Origin of the sequence: Sporosarcina sp. NPDC096371 (genome assembly GCF_044762865.1) — a bacterium.
Classification (GTDB): Bacteria; Bacillota; Bacilli; order Bacillales_A; family Planococcaceae; genus Sporosarcina.
On record NZ_JBIWFE010000001.1, the window covers coordinates 1039933 to 1060932 of the forward strand.

The following is a 21000-nucleotide window of genomic DNA, read 5'->3' on the forward strand; positions in this document are numbered from 1 at the left end:
GAGAGCTAGACAGCGTGAGACGTGAATTAGGTACTATGGATAGAGCCGTTACAAAAGCGACTGACAGTATGAAAGATGCATTTAAAGCTGTCGCGGCTACCATTGTAACTCTTGGTATCGGTAAGTACGTCAAAGATGCTGTTATGGCGGCCAGTGACCTAGAGGGTGCTTTTGTTGGTTTGAAGTCGATTCTGGATGGGCAAGGACGATCGTTTAGTAAAGCGAAGGGATATATCAACGAATATATTAACGATGGTCTTGTGCCGTTGACGGATGCAATTAACGCCTATAAAAACCTTGCGTCACGCGGATATAACGATGAACAGATTCAACAAACGATGGAACGGTTAAAGGATGCGGCGGCATTCGGACGTCAAGCGGGGTTAACATTGGGCGAAGCTGTCGTCACGGCTACTGAAGGTTTACGGCAAGAAAACTCCGTCTTAGTCGATAACGCGGGTGTTACAAAGAACGTCGCGAAGATGTGGGACGAGTATGCCAAATCAATCGGTACTACTGCCGACAAGCTATCGCAGCAACAAAAGATACAAGCCGAGGTTAGCGGCATTATGGCTGAAACCACTTTCCAAGTTGGTGATGCAGCTAGATATGCTGACACATTTGCGGGGCGGTTAGCCTACCTCAACAAAACGCTAGGAGATATCCAAACCAACATCGGCGAAGCATTCATGCCAATTGCCAATTCTGTCATCCCGATACTTCAGAGAGTAGCTGGTTGGCTAGTTAGGGTAACGGCCTATTTCAAATTCTTTATGCAAGCTTTATTTGGCGTTTCCAAATCCAACAAACAAGCCGGGGCTTCCATCGGCGGCGGTGTCGCAGCACAGGATTCACTCGGTACTGCGGCAGAAAACGCAGGGAAGAAAGCGGAGAAGTCGGGCAAGAAAGTTAAGAAGGCTGCAGAGGAAGCTAAACGGTCCGTTGCAGGGTTTGATGAAATAAACACATTGCAAGAACCATCTAAAGGTTCTGGTGAAGGTTCCGGAGCCGGAAAAGGCGCTGGTGCAGGTGGTGGAATCGGTGATATAGGTGATATGGACTTTGGAGGTTTAGACATGCCTGGAATTGATACCGAAACGATACCGGCACACATCCAAGAGATGGCAGATAAGATCAAAGGGATTTTTACTGGAATTAACGATGGTGTTGCTTCCTTTGGAGAGCTTTTCAATGAGCACTTCGCGGGGATATTCGCAGAATTAGTGGTAGCTGTACAACCCCTCTTTGATGCGGTGGAGCCAATTAAAGCAGCCTTTGCGGATATCGGAGAAACCTTTTTAGTTCTGCTAGAGGAATATTTAAAGCCCGTTGTAGCGTACTTGCTTACAGACTTCATCCCAAGTATTGTCATCGGGTTCATTAAAGACTTCGCCCCAGTCATAGCTGATGTGGCGGTTTTTGCCGTTCAACTATTGGCCGACACCTTCAAGAACCTCACTAATATGATGATAAGTCTGTGGAATGGTACTTGGTTACCCTCTTTGGATAAGCTGAAATTCGCTTGGATGGATATGAGTTCATCTGCAGCTAAATATTTGCAAACTTTATTAGACGGTACTATAAAGCCTTTGGTGAATTTCATCATCAACGGATTCGTTATCCCAATCGCCCAAAGAATCAACGAGGTACTGGTGCCTATATTTACGGATATCTTGGTGTTCGCTTTCAAAGAAACAGCCAAGACGTTCGAGTGGTTAGCCAACTTGATTAACGACATCTACAAATCTGTTATTCAACCGGTTTTTGATTTACTTAAGAAGATTGTGTTGGATACGTTGAAAATCGTTGAGGACTTGTGGAAGAAACACGGCCAGACTTTACTAGATAACCTCTCAGAGCTATTCGAGAATATCAGAAACATATTCCAACGTTTATGGGATGACATATTGGAGCCGATTATCACACCATTCCTCGAAATGCTAACGTGGCTTTGGGACAAGCATTTGAAAGGATTAGTTGAGGCGGTCGGAGAATTTGTTATGAAACTTGTGAATGCTGCACTGGATATTCTGAACAAGTTCATCTTGCCTATCGTGGACTATCTGGTTAAAAAGCTTAGTCCGACTTTCACAACCGTCTTTAACTTTATAGTGGATCTCATGGGTACGACGATAGCTTATATATCTGATTTAATAAGTGGATTGCTAAAAGTATTCGGCGGTTTGATAGATTTTCTAGCCGGTATTTTCACAAATGATTGGAGTCGGGTTTGGAAAGGTTTAGTGTCGGTTTTCGAAGGTATCGTTACGATGATATCAGGAATTTTCAAAGCCGTGCTCAATGTAACGATTGACGTCCTGAATGCAGCTATTGGTTTAGTCATGAACAATATTAATCGGATGATTCAAGGTGCGATTGATCTAATCAATAAAGTGCCGGGCGTTGACATTAATATTTCGCCTATAACAGTGCCGAAAATCCCGAAACTGGCCCGAGGCGGAATCGTTGATAGTGCAACTAACTTCGGGAACTTCATAGCGGGAGAAGCCGGAACAGAGATGGTTGTCCCGCTTGAAAATACGCCGTTCGTCGACAAGTTGGCAAGCGCATTAGGCACAGCTGTAATGGCAGCAATGCAAATGGGTAGCGGGGGTCAACAATCGAACGGGGAAGGCGGAGATGTTGTTCTAAATATCGATGGTACGACATTAGCCCGCATCCTTAGCCCTTATCTTGCAAGAGAAGACCAACGGGTCGGTTCAACTATTATTCAACCAATCTAAAGGAGTGGGACCATGATCAAAATTAATGGAGTGGCAATCCCCACTCCTTCTGATTATTCAGTGGGCATACAAGATATATCCAAGGCTGAACGGAATGCTAACGGAACGATGATTATCGAACGAATAGCTACCAAACGAAAGATAGAGTTGGCTTGGAGACACTTAGATAAAGCGGATCTAGCGAAAGTTATGAGTGTTGTTAGTCCAGTGTTTTTCCAAGTGGAATATCTTGATCCGCAAGACAATCGTAAAAAGACGGGAACTTTCTATGCGGGCGACAGGAATATGGGTGCGCTTGATTATATAAACGGTAACATCCGGTGGAAAGATGTAAAATTTAATGTCGTCGAAAGGTAGGTGTATAGATTGATTGAAGTGAGCCCCGGGTACAAACAAGCGGTCTATGCACCTATCCGTAAGACTGCTGCAAAAGTGAGTTTTGAAATACTCGACAACGATGCTTATCTGGATAATACCTCCGTTGTTTCCTCGGAAGCTGAAATCAGCAGGAAAGACCAGTTAACCAATAAAGTCCGTAACATGTCACGTAAATTCGCTACCTTCGAACAGGACTATTTCAAGCTTGATGGTAGCTTCTTCATTCCTCCAAGACCTATTGAGGGTGACGATGAACTAGGTTGGTGGAGTGGGGAGTTGTGCGGTGCTGATGGCGTGTTCGCCGTCCATCAAACGGTCGAATTCACCTTTCTCGAAGAACATAACTCGATGGGTCTAACAATCCATTTCGACAATAAGACGGATGAATATGCGGCTGATTTCGATATTGACATCTATCGAGCCGATAACACGTTAATTGCACATGAATCAATTGTAGGAAACGCCAAGACGTCTTATGTATGGACTCACGGTCTGGACAATTACGGCAAAATCAGAGTCACTATCAAACGATGGGCCAAACCGTATCGTCGTGCCCGCATCGTTGAAATTGATTTCGGAATCATCCAGGAGTATGAAGGCGATAAATTGATCAACGTCAAACTTATTGAAGAAATGAATGTGGTCGGTGATACGCTTCCAGCCAATGAAATCAAATTTACCATCGATAATTCGAGCCGAGAGTTTAACATCTTGAACCCAGATGGCTTTTACCGTTTCTTAAAAGACAGGCAGGAATTGAGTTTATCCATCGGCGTTGAAATTGCGGAAGATCAATTCGAATATATCGATATCGAAAAGTATTACCTCACTGATTGGCAATCGGATGAAGGGGCGTTAACATCAACCTTTACGGCTCGTAACATCCTCGAATTGCTCGAGCAGAAGGAATACTTGGTGTCGGCAAACGGGACGCTCTACGACTTAGCTGAGGACGTTTTAATAAGTTCTGGTGTCACTCATTATTCAATCGATGAAGGGCTAAGGGATATCCCGACAAATGGATTCAAAGAGAAAATAAAAGCACGTAAAGCTTTGCAGTGCATCGGTATCGCAAGCAAAAGTGCCGTATACCAAGACCGTGCTGGTACGTTGATTATTAAACAATTCGTCATTCTCGATGAAAGTACAAGTTATGTCCATTTTGCAGGACCAGACATGTTTACAGGCATGGTTACTCCTATGGTTGATGCAGGTTGGGATATGAAGAATATCACGTTTGATAATGTCTTCAAGGAGCCACAAATCAAGCTTGATAAATTGATTCAATCTCTTATCATGACTGTCTACATCAACGGTGAAAAGGTGGAGCACTCCTTTACGAATGAAGGTGTCAAAGAAGGTTCCACACTTAAATGTGACAATCCTCTTATCCAAACTGTTGAGCACGCCGAGGAAATTGCACAATGGATTATAGAGGAAAGTAATCTTCGGGCGCTATACTCCATCAATTGGCGCCAGAATCCGGCATTGGAACCGGGGGACATCGTATTGGTCGAGGACAGTTTTGGCATGAAAAAACAAAGCCGAATTACCAAGCAAGAGTATGAGTTCTCTGGTTACCTCAAAGGCAAGACCGAAACGAAAGGTGGTGTTTAAATGGCTGATTGGGTAGAGCCTGTCTTAGAATGGAGTCCATCGGATTTCTATAATTACGGGGACTTGAACAGAGTCGAAAACAATACAGAGGTTGTTGCTGATTTAATCAGTCATTTTGGCACCTTGCCCGCTATCGTTACGGTACCGAATCGGACCATGAAGCGCATTGAATTTGCGGATAGCTTGAATCGTGTAGAAAACAATCAAGACTTGCTACGTCAACGATTCACGCCTGTTGGGTGGCTAGCTAACAAAGTTGACTGGGAACCGAATGCACCATTTGATTATAGAGATGCAGCACGGCTGGAGAGTAATCTAGCTTTGCTGTATTTTTATTATCACGGAAATTATGAAGCTCGTCAGTATTGCGGCATGGTTACATGCGGAGAGGAAGTGATCTAATGGCTTACACGCCAACTGAATGGAAGAACAGGGAAGTAGAACGACCACGGACGTTTCGAGAGCAAAACAATCCTGATGGATCAATAACACTTATTCCGGCTGAGGGTGATGTCATTGAAGCTGGAACCCCTATCATTGCGGACAACATGAATAAGATTGAACTGGGTATCAAAGAAGCTCATGACGGTCTGGCCGGAATCGGAAATGTTTCGCAGGAGCTTGAGACGCATATGGCGGATTATGAGTATCAAACACCGACCGTAGTCGGCACTCAAATCAGAATCACGAGACAATCGGAAACGAACCGATTGTTTTTTAAATTGGACGCAAACTTAACTGGCGCGATTACTATCTCACTCGATGGAGGTACTACGAGCAAGAATTTAATCGATGTCAACGGCGAACAAATCACGTCACTAGATAAAGGTTTTGTGGAGGTGGTAGCTTACGCGAATTTTTTTATCTTACGGAATAAAGGGGGACTCTCGAAAGCGGATTTAGAGGCACTCATTGTGCTCACCAACGGAGCTGAACGGAATGAAGATGTTATCAGGACTAACGTTTCTAACGCCCTTAATGACCGCGGTGGCACTACAAGCCCCACTGACCCATGGGTGGTCTTAGTTGACGCAATAAGGAATGGCAAAGCGAATATAGAAGTTTTATTTAAGCCTAACGTCACGAATGCAGGCTTCACCCCTCTTAGTTCTAACTCGCCTGGGGCAAGTGTTAACATCTTGCCTGCGCAGATATACGTAGGACAAAGCTCTTACGGTTCCAGCACAGTTACTACTGGAGTATCTTCAAATAACACTTTCGATGTAACAAGCAAAAGTTTTGCCCTTTTTAAACTACTACCTGATTTGAGATTTGACAGGTCTATTTCGACAGACTTTTACTTTTTCAGGGTCGGAAATACTGAAGTAAAGACCAACAGAGACACTTCAGGCGCGTGGTGCTTTATTGATATAACACAATTATCAGGGCTTCAAAGCGTGTCTTTCGGAGTGCACAGAGTTTCCGATGGAGGGTCGCAAGGGAGATACGTTAGTTATTCAGTGTCAGATATTGTTTTGATATAAATAAGAAAGGAGGTACAACATGCCATTACCAAACGATGCAACGTTAGAACAGGTAGTAACAGCGTTGCAAAACATGACGGGTATTAATCAGCAATCGGAATTGGCGACCGTTATCGGAGCGCCTACTTTAATTACTGATGCTGTGGGTAAGCAAGTGGGCGATATTCAGACGCAGAAGACTTCACTCGCCTCAAAGTTAAGTGCTAGCGGAAAACCCTCGACGGGCGCTGAATCTCTGAAATCTTTAGTTGATAAAGCCGGAACTCTTTTACCCCCTGCCATTGCGGGACCTGTAAACGCTTATTCCATCACTGATTCATTTGGCACAACCGACACTACTTTAACGAACGCGAAAAGGTTCCAAGTTAAAATAGCGGGAACGTATCAAATAAAAACAAACCTGATAACCAGAAGCGGTTTGACTGCAGTTCTTCAATTGTATTTAAACAACGCGTTGTTAGGACCTAGAAGAAGTCACAGTAGCGTCCATCCTGCGGAGTATACCGAAACGGCAACGTTACAAGTTGGCGACGTCATTCAAGTAGCTATCTTGTCTGGGTCATCTAACGAATACGTTTATAACACTTTGTTAGCTTTAGGCATTTCGCAACCGAACCCATACGCTACTACGTTGCTATCATAAAGGAGGAGATAAAGTGTTTTATTTAGAATATGAAAACGATACAAAATTAGTTGTAAAAATCCATGAAGTAGAGCCGGAGTCGGTAGCGGAAGGTCATTCCGTCGCTAGGAGTGACGGGTTTGATATAGGCATGGAATTAGAATTTGTTATCACCGTTGATACAGTTAACGAAGACGGTATAGTTACGGCTACATCGACAACGAAGCAGGTTGCGCCTGCATATCAACTATTAAAGAAACTTGATGACTCAGAAAAAGAAGGAAGATCTTTGAGAAATCAATTAGCGGCGCAAGAACAAGCTATTTTTGAGTTAGCCAAAATTCTAGCGGGGACGGTGAATGAATAATGGTAAATTTATACGCAAATCGCATCGTTGCAGATGTCGGTAAAGAAAATGGATTTACTATCGATAACGTCCCGAGTCTATGGAATGCCAAGACTATAACGGAATTGAACAAACGTGGATATGATGGTTATGGTCAACCTCTAGATGCGACAGCTTAGGACCATTATGTGTAGCAAAAACACCTTATATTAGGTGTTTTTGAATACCTAATAATTGGATAATTGTGGTACTATGATAATAAATGGTTCTTCAACTAACGGGGCAGTTTAGTGAAACAAGGATTTGTAACTTAATTTAAGAATTAAAGTCTAATTTCAGAGGGGGGATATTAATGAGAAAATTATTTGTTTTATTTATCGCATTTGGATTCGTATTAGCTGGTTGCTCGCAAGAACAAGAAAATAAATTAAGTGAAGCTCAAAATGAAAGCAGTTCTGAAACAGTCACTACCACTAAAGCGATTTCCTTAGAACTAAAGGAAACAGAGGAAATAGAAATTTTCGCAAAAGCAGTAAGTGATTCAAAGAAAGAGCCTGGTATTGTCAACATGACAAATCACCAATATCAATTTAGTATCGGTGAAGAATCCTATTATCTTTGGATTACTGAAGATTCCGGGACATTAAAGAACACAAAAGACACACACACGATTTATGCATTATCCAGTAATTCAGTCCAAGAGATTTATGAGTTTGTTAGTAAAGGTTAAAAATATTCATGTTCAACTAACGGGGTGTTTTACTTTGATTAGGGTTAAGCACCCTTATCTTGTTCAACTAACGGGCAGTTTAGTTGAACAAGAGATATCATATTTCGCTACAGCTAATTCATCCGTTGATTCTGGCATTACTTTAAATATTTACCAGCTCTATCATTTTTAGTGTAATATTTTTCGATGTACTATTTCAACATATTTTTACTAAAGATGGAGGAGAAAAATAATATGAACAAGTCTTTTGAAAATTTATCAAAACTAACGTTAGGCGCAACTTTAGTTGCCAGTGCGTTTATGGGTTCAACAGATTCAGCAAGTACTAGTCAAACTGCTACGTCAGAAAATCTTAATGTGCCGACTACTCAACTTATCCAAACTACTGAGGATACGGTTAATCCTATGCTAAGAGCAAATCATGTAGCATTGGATGCACCTCTTAGTAACAACGGGAACTACTGGCATCAACCTGGTGGATATAAATATTTCCGTTTGAATATTAATAATACAAGCACTGATACGTTAAAAGTGTATATTTTAGAAGACGGTTATTCTAATTATTGGGGTACTGTTCCTGCTAAATCTTCAAAAACATTTGTCTCTATACCACTAACAGTGCTTCCGGGAAATGGTAAACTGTTTGGTCTTAGTTATGCATCTTCAACTGGAATAGTTTCGGGAACTGCTACGGTTCGTGTATCTACTACACCATTTTAATTTCTATATGTGTATTTCAGCGTTTTTAATCAAAGCATAATAAAGAAGATGTTATGAATTTAGTGCTTCAGATCTTAGCCCTCATAGGTATACGATTTACATAAGAAATTGAATAACTAATTAATTCAACATCTGAATACTTATCTAATTTATCCAAATGAGATTTTTCAAATATGCCTGCTACTACTGCTTTTTTAATCAGTCCTTTTGCTTCTGCACGTTCGGTTTCGTTTAATAATACTTGTGTCACTTGATTATTGCATACGAATTGAGCCACCTCTGCGGAGTTTTGAAGGACAAATTAGCGGAAGTGAAACGGGATTAACTGCGTTAGTTCTTCAATCAGATGAATTGGAAAACCCCATGAAATAGAGATTTAATAAATGGTTTAAAAGCATTTTTTATCAAAATTTTTGTTGTACTAACGGGTGCTTTAGTGAAAGATCATGTAGTTACTTAGGCTTCTCTTATTACTTGTTGAACTAACGTGGCAGTTTAGTTTAATAAAAATAGTGGGAAGTTTAGAGAGGATGGTATTATTGGAAGTCCGACAAATGGCAACTGCATTCCTAATTCATCAAGGAAGTGCGTTAATGATGAAAAAGGAAAAAAGTAAAATTTTTAATTTTGCATTTTGGGGTGGAATTGGAGGTCATATGGAACCCAATGAACTTAATTCACCAATAGAGGCAAGTTTCAGGGAAATTGAAGAAGAGACGGGATTTAAAAAAGATGACATTAAAAACTTTAGGCTTAAATATATTCTACTTGAAAAAAATAGCGGAGAAATACGCCAACAATATGTCTACCTTGGAGAAACAAAGCATATGAACTTTATTCCTTCAGACGAAGGGGAATTATTTTGGGTTCCTAAGAATGAATTATCTAATTTATATACTTCGAAAATTATCAATTTAACTATTGAACACTATTTAAATAATAAAGATATTGATGACGTTTTTGTTGGAACGATGATGACCAACAATGAATCTAAATCTGAAATACAATGGTCAGCCATCAAAGAGACCGTTGGTTTTTAGAAACCAGTGAATAGAAACTTGTTCCTTCTTCAACTAACGAGGTGCTTTAGTGAAAGCTCATGTGGCTGCTTAGGCAGCTCTTCTTACTTGTTGAACTAACGAGGCAGGTTAGTGAAAGATGGAATTGATATATCAATCAAATAAATAGTTAGGATGAATATGGTGAAGGATAAAAAGGAACGTTTAAAAGAGTTGCTAAACAAGCAAAAACAAAAAGGAATAGAAGAAGAGGAAAAAAAAGAATACGAAGCTGTTTTAGAGGAAGTTAATGAGTTATTTCCGAATCATATGGATTATCAAGAAGAAGTAGAAATTTTATCTAAAGAAGAATCTAACAAAATTAAAGATGAATTATTTGAAGTATTTCCGTTTTGTAATAGTGGAATAGAGTGGGGACTTATGTTTTATAAAACTATTTTTTCTAACTTTATTGACTATGAAAGTGCATTAGCAGAACTAGTAATTAACAGTCATAAAGTCAATAATGAAATATGTTACATTATTGACCTTAATTTTCAACATGTCATTAAAACAAAACTGATTAAAATTATTCACAGAGTTGAAGAAGTTAGAAATTGGGACAGATATATTTATTCACCTCAAATTAAATTGGTTATTGAATTCCCCTCCAACGATATAGCAGTAGGATGGAAGGAATAAGTGTCTACAATCAAAGAATGTGAAGGTTTACACTTAAACTAACGGGTGCTTTACTTGGAGATTGTTGAGCTGCTTAGACGGCTCTTTTTTCTTGTTCAACTAACGAATCAGGTTAATGTAAGAAGGAGTGCAGGAAATCATGTGCGATAAATAGAAATACTTACTTAACAAACTATGTAAGGAGATAATACTTTGAACATTTTAACTTTGATTCTAAGTTATTTAATTGGTTCAATCTCATTTGCTTTAGTAATCGGTAAAATATTTTATAAGAAAGATATTCGTGATTACGGTAGTGGTAATCTTGGTGCAACTAATGCTTATAGAGTTTTAGGCATAAAAGCAGGAGTAATTGTTGCAATTGCTGATATATTAAAAGGTACATTTGCTTGTTTACTTCCCCTAATACTTGGTTCTACAGTTAACCCTATTGTATGTGGTTTATTAGCCATATTAGGGCACATATTTTCAGTTTTTGCTAGTTTTAAAGGTGGAAAGGCAGTTGCGACAGCAACTGGAGTTTTCTTGTTTTTGACTCCTTTAGGTGTTTTTGTTGGTTTTGTTGTGTTTGTGTTAACTTTGCTAATTACTAAGTATGTATCACTAAGTTCAATGTTGGCTAGTATAGCATTATTCATTTACAGTCTTATATTTGAAGATAAAGTTTTCATAGCACTTTCTCTACTAATAAGCGTATCGATAATCATTCTACATCGACAAAATATAAAGAGAATTGTAATTGGAACAGAGAACAAAATAATTGAAAATTAGTGTTTACTTGTTAAGCTAACGGGTGCTTTAGTTTAATAAGGATTACTGAAGTCAACATACTATTTGTTGGCTTTTTATTTCGCAGTAGGAACAAAAATGGTAGTAAGCAAATCGATAAATATCAACTAAGGACGTCCATCGGGCGTTCTTTTTCTTTACCAAAAAATAGAAAAATAGAGGTGCAGAATGGAATGGTCAATGATTAAAGATTATACGTATGAGCCGTTTTCGCATCCGGTTATGGGTGCGATTGGGGCAGTATTCTTAACTGTTTTCACGTTTTTGTATGGAGAAGGCATTGTCGCTACTGTTGGAATGTCTCTTTACACAGGCGTGATTGCACTTGATTGGATAAGTGGTTATAGAGCGTCAAAGAAGGACGGCAGCTATGCAAGTGAATATGGCATCGATGGTGGTTTTCGGACCATCTTCTTATTTATCGTCCCTGCCCTGGCACATGGCGTTGATCTATTAATGAGTACACCGAATGTCGTTTTCGGATTCGCGTTACTTTCTTTCGGCTTTCATGTTTGGAAATCGATGACGGCAAACGTGTACAGAGCTGGATGGGATAGGTGGATACCTGTTTCAGTTCTCAATATTGTTGCTGACGAAATTGAGCACAAAATTGCTCGGTCTCGAAAAAGAATTGCAGACAAACAAAAATATTTAGGAGATGAATGATAATGAATACAGACAAATTAAAACAATACGTAGCACTGTTCGGAGGATGGCTATCAGCTGTCCTTTTATTTATGGGGACATTAAACGTTAAGTTCGATTGGTTTAACGAGGAATCAATTGGGGCGTTCGAGGTTGTGTTGATGGCCTCGGTGCCGTTTGTAATCGCAATTTACGGGATTTACAAAAACTCGTACCGTTTGAGTGAGAAGGCGAAGAAGCAGGAACAGGAATTAAAGCGGAAAGGGTTGAAGTGAAATGGTGAAGATTTTCATTGACCCCGGTCACGGTGGTAAAGATCCTGGGGCTGTCGGATTCGGGCTAAAAGAAAAAGATATAACGCTTAAAATATCGCTTAAAATCCGCGATATTTTGCAAAAAGAATACAGCAATGCAGATGTGAGGTTGAGCCGTACTACGGATGTTTACCTATCGCTTGCACAGCGTACTAATGCAGCAAACGGCTGGAATGCTGATTTCTTATTGTCGGTCCATATCAATGCTACTCCAAGCGGATACGGCTATGAGGACTGGGTATACGAGAAGACAACTAATTCAAAATCAATAGCAGCACAAAACGTGATTAACGCAGAAGTGATCAAAGCGACTGGTTGGCGTAATCGAGGGAAAAAGCGCGGCAACTTGCATATGGTACGCGAGTCTAAAATGGCGTCGGTATTAACCGAGTCGGGATTCATTGATAATCCTAATGATGCTAAATTGTTGAAAGATGATACATTTCTTGATAAGGTTGCTCGCGGTCATTCTGACGGAATTGCAAAAGCGTTTAATTTGAAGAGGAAGACAATATTACCCGAAAAGGAGGAGTTACCTGTGGAGGACAAAGAAAAAAATGCACGTGCCGATAAATCATTCCAATCAGCACAAGACTTCGTAAAAGCAAGCGGGATATCAGACGGAACTTATCCACGCCGTGCGATTACCAGACAAGAAGTTTGGTCCATGCTTGAACGGATGAATCGAATCTTAAAGAAATAAGAAATAAGAACGAAGTAAAAGCGACCTATCCATTTAATTGGACAGATCGCTTGTTTTTGTACCTAAAATTGTAACGGTGTTAGTTTTTTATTAAAAATTGTTATCTAATGCCCCTGATAAACCTTGAATTAAACGATGGAACTTTGGAGCTCCATTATCGCTATTGATAACACCAGGCAATTCAATACTGCTTTTTGCTGCGGGGTACAAAGAGTTAAATAATGTTTTTGCCTCAGCAGTTCCCACATATGAAACAGCCAATGCATACGATGGGACAGAACTTCCTTCTGCTGCGATCCCGCTACCAGTTATTCCATTACTATATTCAGTCATGAGTCGGTTGGTTGCTAAGTAGTGAGCATTTAATCCGCTGACTCCTTTAGTGGCTGCAGTAAAGAAAGAGGAATTTGGATTTGTAGTCACCCCTGTTGATCCCATACCAGCTAGAGCAGAACCCATAACGGACCATGTATCGTATCCAACAGCCATTTGACAACTTTCTACCGGTCTTCCACCGCCGATAAGCCATAGACCATTAGAAAGTTGAGTATCACGAACGTATGATGCGAAGTCTGTCATTACACCACGATACGGATTCTGTGTACCTCCAACATTCAGAGCATATGAGCCTATTCCCCCAGCTGCAAGTGCAAAAATATTATTTGAAGCTTTTGATTTGTTTACAGCACCACAACTAGCCATCGATGGTGCTACCCACTTATCTACACTACCATTACTAATGTGACGGTTTTTTGCTGTTTGTAAAGCAACTAACATTTCATTCATAATCGTATTGTAACTGGCTTTTTGTGTTGAGTTTAAATCCAACTGTCCGTAAGCTTTTGAAAATGCTAATAATAACATGCTGGTATCAGGTGAGTGTGTGGCACTATTATACCAGCCCTGAGAATCCTTCGTTTTACTTAAATCCATTCGTGCTTTTATGTGATCCAAAGTGGCAATTGCATCCGCACGAACGGATGAAGCTAAAGGATCATTAATTTTGTTTAATCGATTATATAAACTTGTTAAAAATAAAGCATCTTGTGCTGCTCGGAAAAACCCGGGATTCGTACTGTTTTTTGAACCGTATCCATTATGACTTAGGCTTAGTTTTGTTTTATCTACATGTTTTCCTTGCTGAAAATACGTCACATAGATAGATTTAGATTCTGCGACTACATCAATATTACTTGCGGAGGCATTCTGTGGCAAAAATAGAGTGCTTGCAACGAGTAGAGTTGTTAAAAATAAAAAAAATGTTTTTTTCAATTTTATTCCTCCCATTTTTGTTTTTTTGCAGTTTAACGTCATGCTTAGGACATAAGATGGATAATTTAGTGAATAGTAATTAATTATCGATACTTGGCTATACACTAACATTCAATGTATTATTTTACAAAAATAATACATTTTGTGGATTTATAGTTAATTAGTTCCTTGGTAATTGGGTGTATCGCTCTTCTATAGGTCTTACCGTTCGGTTACTGGAAATAATCTGTTTACCAGATTTCATTTTACGTTCATAGTTTTTAATTTAGTCTATTTAAATGGGTTCTAAATAACTAGTTAGTGTGAATTTAAACAATTGAAAATTGGTGAGGTGAGTCGCCTTGGTTATTGGTTACAATTACTTAATCATTAATACAGCAAAATACGCACATGCAAAAGGCAATTACTCTTAATTGAGTGATCGCCTTTTTTGTTTGTCGAATTAAAGAGGTATTCGTATTTGAAGTGCCGAACAATAAAATATTGAGATTCGCCTGTTCTTTCCAACTAACGGACAGGTTAGTGAAATAAAGACTATTCACTGAAGAACTTAGATTGTAGGTAAAATAAAGGGAGGTAATAAAAATTGACTACAATAGGACTTATAAGGCATGGAATTACTGAATGGAATGTACTTGGTAGGTCACAGGGAATATCGGATATTCCTTTAGCTGAAATCGGTAAACAACAGGCAATGGCTTTGGCAAATAGACTCTCTTTAGAGGAAAAGTGGGATATTATTGTGACAAGTGATCTATCACGTGCCAAAGAAACTGGACAAATAATCGCTTCTAAATTAAATATTCCTATCAGTATGTTTGAAGAAAGAATACGGGAAATTAACTGTGGAGAAATCGAAGGAACGACTGAAGAAGAAAGGCTAAATAGGTGGGGGAGTAATTGGAGAGAATTGAACCTAGGAATGGAGAAGTTTGAAGATGTATCTAAAAGAGGTTGTGAATTTTTATCAGAATTAGCTACTACATATATTGATAAACGAATATTGGTAATCAGTCATGGGGCTTTAATAGGCCTAACATTACAAAGATTGTTACCAGAAGAATTCTCAAGTACACATATAGAAAATACTTCATTAACTATTCTCAATAATAATGAAAGTACGTGGGATTGTACGCTATATAATTGTACGCAACATATAGTTCAACAAGAGGAGATCGTCTATTGACGATCTTTTTGTTTGTCGAATTAAAGAGGTATTCGTATTTAAAATGCCGAACAATAGAATGATGAACAAATTATCAGGAGTGACCTGTTCTTGTTCAACTAACGGTGCAGGATAGTTGAATAAGAAGGGATATTTTAAAGACTGTCGAAATATTAAAGACGTAAAGATTTAACGTTGTTCATCTAAGAATAAACGTTCCTAATTTAGTTATCTTAAGGAGTGCTTAAATTGACTGTACATAGTAAATTCCCTAATTTAGAAACTGACAGATTGATTTTGCGGAATGTGGGAAATGAGGATATTGATTTTATTTATCGACTCTTCAGCAACGAAAAAGTATGTGAATTTTTATATGATGAAGAATTGTTTACGACTAGAGAAGCTACAGAATTTGTTGAATGGAATTCAAATCCTGAAGAAAAAGGATTTAATCGTTGGATATTAGTCGAAAAAAATAATCAGCAACAAATTGGAACGTGTGGATATGATTCTTGGGATAGAACGAACCATATAGCGGAGATAGGCTATGATTTATGGCACGAATATTGGGGACAGGGATATATGAAAGAGGGATTGTTAATTGCTATCGAAAGTGGCTTTAATAATATGGCACTGAATAGAATTAACGCATTTGTAGCTTTGGAAAATATCAATTCTATAAAATTATTAGAAAAGCTAGGATTTAAGAATGAAGGAATTTACAGAGATAAGCATTTATTTAGAGGTAAGTATTATGACCACTACTCTTTTTCTTTGTTAAAAAGAGACTGGAATCAATTCTAAGGTTAATTCAACGATTCGACTAACGATCCCTTTAGTATGTGAATGATTGTACTTAAACTAACGGGGTGCTTTAGTTGAACAACAGGAGATCGTCTATTGACGGTCTTTTTGTTTACTTTACATACGAACATTCATTCTGTATACTGAGAAACAAGGAGGGGAACAAGTGTGCTGAAAATATTAGTCAAGTCGGTAAGTTATGGTGATTTATTGGATATGATGTATTTAGCGAAAGACGGGACGATTACTCAAAGACGAATCAAGGTGCTGCAGGTTGGCGAGGTATCATTCCGTGCATACTGTTATTTACGCGGAACTAAACGGACATTTATCATCGACAATGTTTTAGCACTTGTTCCCGTCAGCCAGAAGGAAAGGGATGTTATTTAATGAGCGAACGCCAACAATTGATATATAACTATATAAAAAAATTTATTGCCGAAAACCATTATTCACCTTCAATGAGAGAAATCACTGATGCTGTTGGACTTAAATCAGTTTCGACAGTTCACGGCCACTTAGATCGAATGAGAGATAAAGGATATGTAGACTTTGTTAATACATCAGCACGTACATTGCGAATTGTCTCATGATGGACTACAGCAAATTTCCTAACCGTCAAATTGCTTGTATAGACATGATGAGTTTTTATGCCAGTTGTATGGCTTCATTGCACAGTTTGGATGTTCGTAAAGTACCAATCGCAATTGTCGGCAATCTAAAGCAACGGGGTAGCGTCGTATTAGCAGCATCTCCACCTATGAAGAAGAGGTTCAAAGTGAAAACGGGTACGCGTTTGTATGAAATACCGCATCACCCTGAAATTCGGTTGTTCGAACCTCGTATGGCGTACTTTTTGGAAATGTCGATGTCCATCACGAGGATCCTGCATAGATATGTACCTGCGGAGGCAATACACGTCTATTCGGTCGATGAATCGTTTATTGACCTTACCGGCACTGAGAGGTTATGGGGTGACCCTGCACAAACCGTTAAAAAAATTCAAAAAGAAATATTAGATACACTAAATTTACCGTCCACGGCTGGCGTGGGTCCGAATATGCTAATGGCTAAGTTGGCACTAGATCTGGAAGCTAAAAAGACCGGATTCGCAAAATGGACATTTGAGGACGTTCCGAAGAAACTTTGGCCGGTTTCTCCATTAAGAGAGATGTGGGGAATTGGAGGGCGAACTGAGAAGTCGCTGAACGACATGGGGATATTTTGTGTGGGTGATTTGGCGAATACCGATTTGAGTAAGTTGGAAATGAAATTCGGTGTCATGGGCAACCAGCTATATCACCACGCTTGGGGTATTGATCTGTCAGAATTGGGCGCTCCCATGCCGGAGGGCCAAGTCAGCTATGGTAAGAGTCAAATATTGATGCGAGACTATAACACGATAGCGGAAGTCAGAGCTGTACTCTTAGAAATGTGTGAAGACGTAGCCAAGAGGGCAAGAGATGCAGGTAAGGCTGCACGTACGATCAGTTTAGGTATCGGCTACAGCAAAAACGCACTTGGCGGCGGATTTCAAAGGTCTCGAACTATTACCGCAGCAACAAACGAGACAATGAAAATCTATGCAGTTTGCAAAGAATTGCTAAGTGAAAATTATGATGCACAGCCGGTGCGCCAGGTGTCGTTATCGATTACGAAATTAGAGGATGAACAATCTGTACAACTTAGTCTGTTCGACAAGGATAATTGGCGCGAACGGGCAATTGGTTCAGTAATGGACAACATCCGAAATCGCTTTGGATCCACGGCGATATTAAGGGCAATATCATTAACTGACGCGGGTACAGCAATTAAACGCTCTGAGCTAGTCGGCGGTCATAAAGGATAGATGACAGGTATGATTAAAGATAGAGGGATTATAAAATGGCAGGGCATGATGTTGACGGAACACAACGTCGAGATAAAAACCTGGCAAGACAAGGATCAAAACATTGAACGTCCAGAGTTAGACGACTGGGAACTTGAAGCAATCCAAATGGAACTTGAATTAGCCTACAAGCGGCAATGCGATGCAAATGTAACAGTCTGGAGAAATGGGAAGACCGATTCGTACATCGGAAAAATAACGGAACTGGATCATAGGCTACAATCAATATCTGTGGAAGGTCCATTTGGTCAAGATCGAATACCGGTCAGGGACATTATCAAAGTGAATAGTATGTATTGAAATAGACGGCCAATCCGAAAAGGGAAAGGTTGTTTATTTTTATTGAATTGTTAGAATAAATAAAAAGGACTTTCATCCCTCTATGTCGAAATTGGACAATAGGAGGGGTGAGTGGAGAAATGAATTTTTCACGAGAAGAAGTTGCAGAATACATAAAGGGTGAGGTTAGGGGCTTACCCTGTTTTCAATGCCCAAGCGGTATGCTCGAATTGGTGCATGTGGATTTCAAAGAGTTAGTGCGAATAGACGCAAGTTGCCAAGAGTGTCGTTCCACAAGTAATTATGAGTTGCGCTTATAATGTATCAATTAAAACAGCCACCTTCAATTAAATAGAGGAGTGGCTGTTTTACATTTGAAAGGATAATCATTTTCGGGCTATTTAATAGTAGATTATTATTCCTATGTGGTCCTTTTAATAAAAATCACAATGAAACATTCATACTTGTGGTCCTTTTAAGTGGTCCTCCCACAATTAAATCACAAAAATAGACATCGCTAGGTCGCCAGAGAAAATACATCCAAAGTTAAAGCGCTTCATAAGGCTATTTTACTCCCATAAGAATGACCGGAAATGGACGGGAAAAACCTTCTGAAATGATGATCGTTCTACTTATTATCTCAGTGCTCCTTCTAATCGCGATTCCGAATGTGACAAAGCATTCGAAATCAATCGATGAAAAAGGGTGTGCTGCTTATGTGAAGATGGTGGAAGGACAAATAGAAGCTTATAAAATGGATGAGAAACAGGCACCCGAAAGTATCGACGATTTGACGGAAAAGGAATACTTACCGGGAGTTGCACAGTGTCCTGACGGAAGGACACTATCAATCACTTCGGAAGGAAAAATAGAAGTTGAAGGGGAATCTTTAAGTCCATAGGTCGATGGTGAAGGTAAAGAAGGAAAGTGGTTTTACGTTTCTTGAATTACTCCTTGTGTTGTCGGTTGTTACCGTCATAACAGCCATCATCTTACCCGTGGGGGATAAATGGATTCGTGCGGCTTCCGAAGAGGATGGACGTCAAGCATTTATTGCATCGATCCAAAATTTGCAGGCATACTCGATGGCGAATCAAGTGTATACAAAAATGGATTTTAGGGATTCTGGGAAGGTGTATGTTTCATCGGTGCCAGGGAAATTTGAATTCGCTAGGACTACTTTCCCCGAAGGAATGAGGCTGTCAGATTCAAGCAGGATGAAAGTGGTTGAATTCCACCCGAATAGTAATATTGTAAACTCAGGTACACTTACTCTCGAATCAAGTTCAGGGCTTACCGAAATCCGATTCCAATTTCAGCGTGGGAGGATGATCATTTATGAATTTAAATGAAGGGGGCTATTCATGGCCCGAGGCAATCCTTACACTAGTAATTGTGATGGTTGTCTTTGGCACGCTACTCCCTTTCGCCACAGTTATAACCTCTAAGTTACAAATGAAAAAAATGCAAATGTACGCGACGGAAACGGCATTACAAGGGGCGATCTATTTTCAAGCATACGGTTTGACGGAGGGGACCCGGCAGGTGGATGAGGTAGCATATAATTGGACGGTTGAAGGGCATTCTGTCTGTGTGCAATATAGGGTAGTGGATGAGGATATTAAAAAATGTGTGAATCCATGAGAAATTTGGATGAGCGTGGCTATACATTATTAGAAAGTATCTTTCAACTGCTGATTATGACGGCCTTCATCCATCTTTTTGTACTATTTTTTCTTTGGAAAGGGCCGATTGAACAGCAATATAACGACTATACATCAACTGAGTGGGAATTATTTTCGGCGGATTTGCAACAACTACTCGTGAATGTAAGTGAGATTCGAATAATGGGTAACGGAACGGCAATTCGTCTTCGGAGTAATCAAGAAACGATTGATATCGAGCAAAGTGGCGCAACCATTAGAAAGCGAGTTAGTGGGGATGGACATGTGCCGCTATTTACGGGTATACGTTCCGCCGCGTATACCTTTGATGGCATGGCTTTAACGGTTTCTGTGACGATGCAGGATGGTTCCGTTAAAGTGAGGGGGTTTGCTGTTGGCTACTATCCAGAATGAACGTGGTGCCATGCTGGTCGCAGCAATTATTTTATTATTTTTCGTCAGTCTCTTTCTTTTCACCCTCGTTTCATGGCATGATAGTCTACAAAGAAGTTACGATTCACTTGAGACATATTATGAAAATGAAACGAAGAAGACAATGAATCGGGACGAATAATGCTATTCGTCTTGCCGAATGGGTGATGATAATGAAGAAAGTTTATCTGATTGGTTATATGGGCTGCGGAAAAAGTGCGATTGGTAAACGGCTAAGCTTTGCGACAAAAATGCCTTATTACGATATGGATACCGAAATTGTGAAGAAAATGGGTATGACCATACCAGAAATTTTTGAGAAGTATGGGGAAGAGCGTTTCCGTGAAATTGAAACGGAATTTTTACGCACTTTTCGTGATGAATATTGTATCATTGCGACGGGTGGAGGCGTTCCAATGCGCAAAGAAAACCGTGAAATTATGCGACGGACTGGCATTGTCTTTTTTCTGAATGCGCCGTTCCGGGATATATGGCGACGCATTGCTTCAGATCGTAATCGTCCAATCGTCCAACGCTCCACGCGTGGGGATCTTGATAAGTTGTTTAATGAAAGAAAGCCACACTATTTGCACGCAGCCCACTTTAAAGTCGAAACAGAGAACCGATCATTGCGCGATATTATGGATTACATTGCATTCCAAATCCGCAGACTGAAAGGCGAGCTGTAGAAAAATGCTGAAATC

At 39.7% G+C, this 21000-nt stretch carries 30 protein-coding genes; 28 read left to right on the top strand and 2 right to left on the bottom strand.

Features of this window, described 5'->3' with window-relative positions:
* The first annotated feature begins 14 nt into the window (after positions 1 to 14).
* From ACIQ0H_RS04975 to ACIQ0H_RS05020, 10 genes are all read left to right on the top strand, one after another.
* Positions 15 to 2744, top strand: a complete 2730-nt coding sequence (locus ACIQ0H_RS04975) for a tape measure protein (RefSeq protein WP_403411760.1) — start codon at positions 15 to 17, stop codon at positions 2742 to 2744.
* A gap of 12 nt (positions 2745 to 2756) precedes the next feature.
* Positions 2757 to 3101 carry a DUF6711 family protein gene (locus ACIQ0H_RS04980; RefSeq protein ID WP_403411763.1) on the top strand — a complete coding sequence of 115 codons (345 nt, stop codon included), beginning with the start codon at positions 2757 to 2759 and terminating at the stop codon, positions 3099 to 3101.
* A gap of 18 nt (positions 3102 to 3119) precedes the next feature.
* Positions 3120 to 4739: a hypothetical protein gene (locus ACIQ0H_RS04985; RefSeq protein ID WP_403412382.1), complete on the top strand. Its 1620-nt coding sequence runs from the start codon at positions 3120 to 3122 to the stop codon at positions 4737 to 4739.
* Positions 4740 to 5141, top strand: coding sequence for a hypothetical protein (locus ACIQ0H_RS04990; RefSeq protein ID WP_403411765.1), 402 nt, complete (start codon positions 4740 to 4742; stop codon positions 5139 to 5141).
* Complete coding sequence (locus tag ACIQ0H_RS04995; protein ID WP_403411768.1) at positions 5141 to 6223, top strand: hypothetical protein; 1083 nt, start codon at positions 5141 to 5143, stop codon at positions 6221 to 6223. Before ACIQ0H_RS04990 ends, ACIQ0H_RS04995 begins: the two co-directional genes overlap by 1 nt.
* Before the next feature lie 19 nt (positions 6224 to 6242).
* Complete coding sequence (locus ACIQ0H_RS05000; RefSeq protein WP_403411770.1) at positions 6243 to 6866, top strand: hypothetical protein; 624 nt, start codon at positions 6243 to 6245, stop codon at positions 6864 to 6866.
* 13 nt (positions 6867 to 6879) lie between these two features.
* Complete coding sequence (locus ACIQ0H_RS05005; RefSeq protein ID WP_403411773.1) at positions 6880 to 7212, top strand: hypothetical protein; 333 nt, start codon at positions 6880 to 6882, stop codon at positions 7210 to 7212.
* On the top strand, positions 7212 to 7370 hold the full coding sequence (locus ACIQ0H_RS05010; protein ID WP_403411775.1) for a CBS domain-containing protein: 159 nt from the start codon (positions 7212 to 7214) through the stop codon (positions 7368 to 7370). Before ACIQ0H_RS05005 ends, ACIQ0H_RS05010 begins: the two co-directional genes overlap by 1 nt.
* Before the next feature lie 173 nt (positions 7371 to 7543).
* Entirely contained in the window at positions 7544 to 7921 is a 378-nt protein-coding gene (locus ACIQ0H_RS05015; protein WP_403411778.1) for a YhfM domain-containing protein, read from the top strand.
* Between the two features lie 216 nt (positions 7922 to 8137).
* Positions 8138 to 8641: a hypothetical protein gene (locus ACIQ0H_RS05020; RefSeq protein WP_403411781.1), complete on the top strand. Its 504-nt coding sequence runs from the start codon at positions 8138 to 8140 to the stop codon at positions 8639 to 8641.
* Positions 8642 to 8708: 67 nt separating this feature from the next.
* On the opposite strand, the gene ACIQ0H_RS05025 is transcribed toward ACIQ0H_RS05020, so the two are convergent.
* Complete coding sequence (locus ACIQ0H_RS05025; RefSeq protein WP_403411784.1) at positions 8709 to 8891, bottom strand: hypothetical protein; 183 nt, start codon at positions 8889 to 8891, stop codon at positions 8709 to 8711.
* Between the two features lie 304 nt (positions 8892 to 9195).
* Between ACIQ0H_RS05025 and ACIQ0H_RS05030 the strand changes: the two genes are divergently transcribed.
* From ACIQ0H_RS05030 to ACIQ0H_RS05055, 6 genes are all read left to right on the top strand, one after another.
* Positions 9196 to 9681 (top strand): NUDIX domain-containing protein, encoded by a 486-nt coding sequence (locus ACIQ0H_RS05030; protein WP_403411787.1) that lies wholly within the window; start codon positions 9196 to 9198, stop codon positions 9679 to 9681.
* A 162-nt stretch (positions 9682 to 9843) separates the two neighbouring features.
* Positions 9844 to 10341, top strand: coding sequence for a CDI toxin immunity protein (locus tag ACIQ0H_RS05035; RefSeq protein ID WP_403411789.1), 498 nt, complete (start codon positions 9844 to 9846; stop codon positions 10339 to 10341).
* 192 nt (positions 10342 to 10533) lie between these two features.
* Complete coding sequence (plsY, locus tag ACIQ0H_RS05040) at positions 10534 to 11112, top strand: glycerol-3-phosphate 1-O-acyltransferase PlsY (RefSeq protein ID WP_403411792.1); 579 nt, start codon at positions 10534 to 10536, stop codon at positions 11110 to 11112.
* A 186-nt stretch (positions 11113 to 11298) separates the two neighbouring features.
* Complete coding sequence (locus ACIQ0H_RS05045) at positions 11299 to 11796, top strand: phage holin family protein (protein WP_403411794.1); 498 nt, start codon at positions 11299 to 11301, stop codon at positions 11794 to 11796.
* A 2-nt stretch (positions 11797 to 11798) separates the two neighbouring features.
* Positions 11799 to 12050, top strand: coding sequence for a phage holin (locus ACIQ0H_RS05050; RefSeq protein ID WP_403411797.1), 252 nt, complete (start codon positions 11799 to 11801; stop codon positions 12048 to 12050).
* Between the two features lies 1 nt (position 12051).
* Positions 12052 to 12792 (top strand): N-acetylmuramoyl-L-alanine amidase family protein, encoded by a 741-nt coding sequence (locus ACIQ0H_RS05055; protein ID WP_403411800.1) that lies wholly within the window; start codon positions 12052 to 12054, stop codon positions 12790 to 12792.
* A gap of 90 nt (positions 12793 to 12882) precedes the next feature.
* On the opposite strand, the gene ACIQ0H_RS05060 is transcribed toward ACIQ0H_RS05055, so the two are convergent.
* Positions 12883 to 14064: a hypothetical protein gene (locus tag ACIQ0H_RS05060; protein WP_403411803.1), complete on the bottom strand. Its 1182-nt coding sequence runs from the start codon at positions 14062 to 14064 to the stop codon at positions 12883 to 12885.
* A gap of 586 nt (positions 14065 to 14650) precedes the next feature.
* On the opposite strand from ACIQ0H_RS05060, the gene ACIQ0H_RS05065 reads away from it, so the two are divergent.
* From ACIQ0H_RS05065 to ACIQ0H_RS05120, 12 genes are all read left to right on the top strand, one after another.
* On the top strand, positions 14651 to 15250 hold the full coding sequence (locus tag ACIQ0H_RS05065; protein ID WP_403411806.1) for a histidine phosphatase family protein: 600 nt from the start codon (positions 14651 to 14653) through the stop codon (positions 15248 to 15250).
* Between the two features lie 228 nt (positions 15251 to 15478).
* Entirely contained in the window at positions 15479 to 16033 is a 555-nt protein-coding gene (locus tag ACIQ0H_RS05070) for a GNAT family N-acetyltransferase (RefSeq protein WP_403411809.1), read from the top strand.
* Between the two features lie 168 nt (positions 16034 to 16201).
* Positions 16202 to 16423, top strand: a complete 222-nt coding sequence (locus ACIQ0H_RS05075) for a transcriptional regulator (protein ID WP_403411812.1) — start codon at positions 16202 to 16204, stop codon at positions 16421 to 16423.
* Complete coding sequence (locus tag ACIQ0H_RS05080) at positions 16423 to 16626, top strand: LexA family protein (RefSeq protein ID WP_403411814.1); 204 nt, start codon at positions 16423 to 16425, stop codon at positions 16624 to 16626. The genes ACIQ0H_RS05075 and ACIQ0H_RS05080 overlap by 1 nt, the downstream gene beginning before the upstream one ends.
* A complete protein-coding gene (locus tag ACIQ0H_RS05085; RefSeq protein WP_403411817.1) occupies positions 16623 to 17882 on the top strand; it encodes a Y-family DNA polymerase in 1260 nt (419 codons plus the stop codon). The genes ACIQ0H_RS05080 and ACIQ0H_RS05085 overlap by 4 nt, the downstream gene beginning before the upstream one ends.
* Complete coding sequence (locus ACIQ0H_RS05090; RefSeq protein ID WP_403411820.1) at positions 17883 to 18221, top strand: YolD-like family protein; 339 nt, start codon at positions 17883 to 17885, stop codon at positions 18219 to 18221.
* Between the two features lie 562 nt (positions 18222 to 18783).
* The gene (gene comGC, locus ACIQ0H_RS05095) at positions 18784 to 19101 is read left to right on the top strand and encodes a competence type IV pilus major pilin ComGC (RefSeq protein ID WP_403411823.1); all 318 of its coding nucleotides are present in this window, start codon (positions 18784 to 18786) and stop codon (positions 19099 to 19101) included.
* A gap of 4 nt (positions 19102 to 19105) precedes the next feature.
* Positions 19106 to 19552: a prepilin-type N-terminal cleavage/methylation domain-containing protein gene (locus tag ACIQ0H_RS05100; protein WP_403411826.1), complete on the top strand. Its 447-nt coding sequence runs from the start codon at positions 19106 to 19108 to the stop codon at positions 19550 to 19552.
* Entirely contained in the window at positions 19539 to 19844 is a 306-nt protein-coding gene (locus ACIQ0H_RS05105) for a Sec-independent protein translocase family protein (RefSeq protein WP_403411828.1), read from the top strand. The genes ACIQ0H_RS05100 and ACIQ0H_RS05105 overlap by 14 nt, the downstream gene beginning before the upstream one ends.
* A complete protein-coding gene (gene comGF, locus ACIQ0H_RS05110; protein ID WP_403411831.1) occupies positions 19841 to 20278 on the top strand; it encodes a competence type IV pilus minor pilin ComGF in 438 nt (145 codons plus the stop codon). Before ACIQ0H_RS05105 ends, comGF begins: the two co-directional genes overlap by 4 nt.
* A complete protein-coding gene (locus ACIQ0H_RS05115; protein WP_403411833.1) occupies positions 20259 to 20438 on the top strand; it encodes a hypothetical protein in 180 nt (59 codons plus the stop codon). The genes comGF and ACIQ0H_RS05115 overlap by 20 nt, the downstream gene beginning before the upstream one ends.
* A 31-nt stretch (positions 20439 to 20469) precedes the next feature.
* A complete protein-coding gene (locus ACIQ0H_RS05120) occupies positions 20470 to 20985 on the top strand; it encodes a shikimate kinase (protein ID WP_403411836.1) in 516 nt (171 codons plus the stop codon).
* Positions 20986 to 21000: the final 15 nt, after the last annotated feature.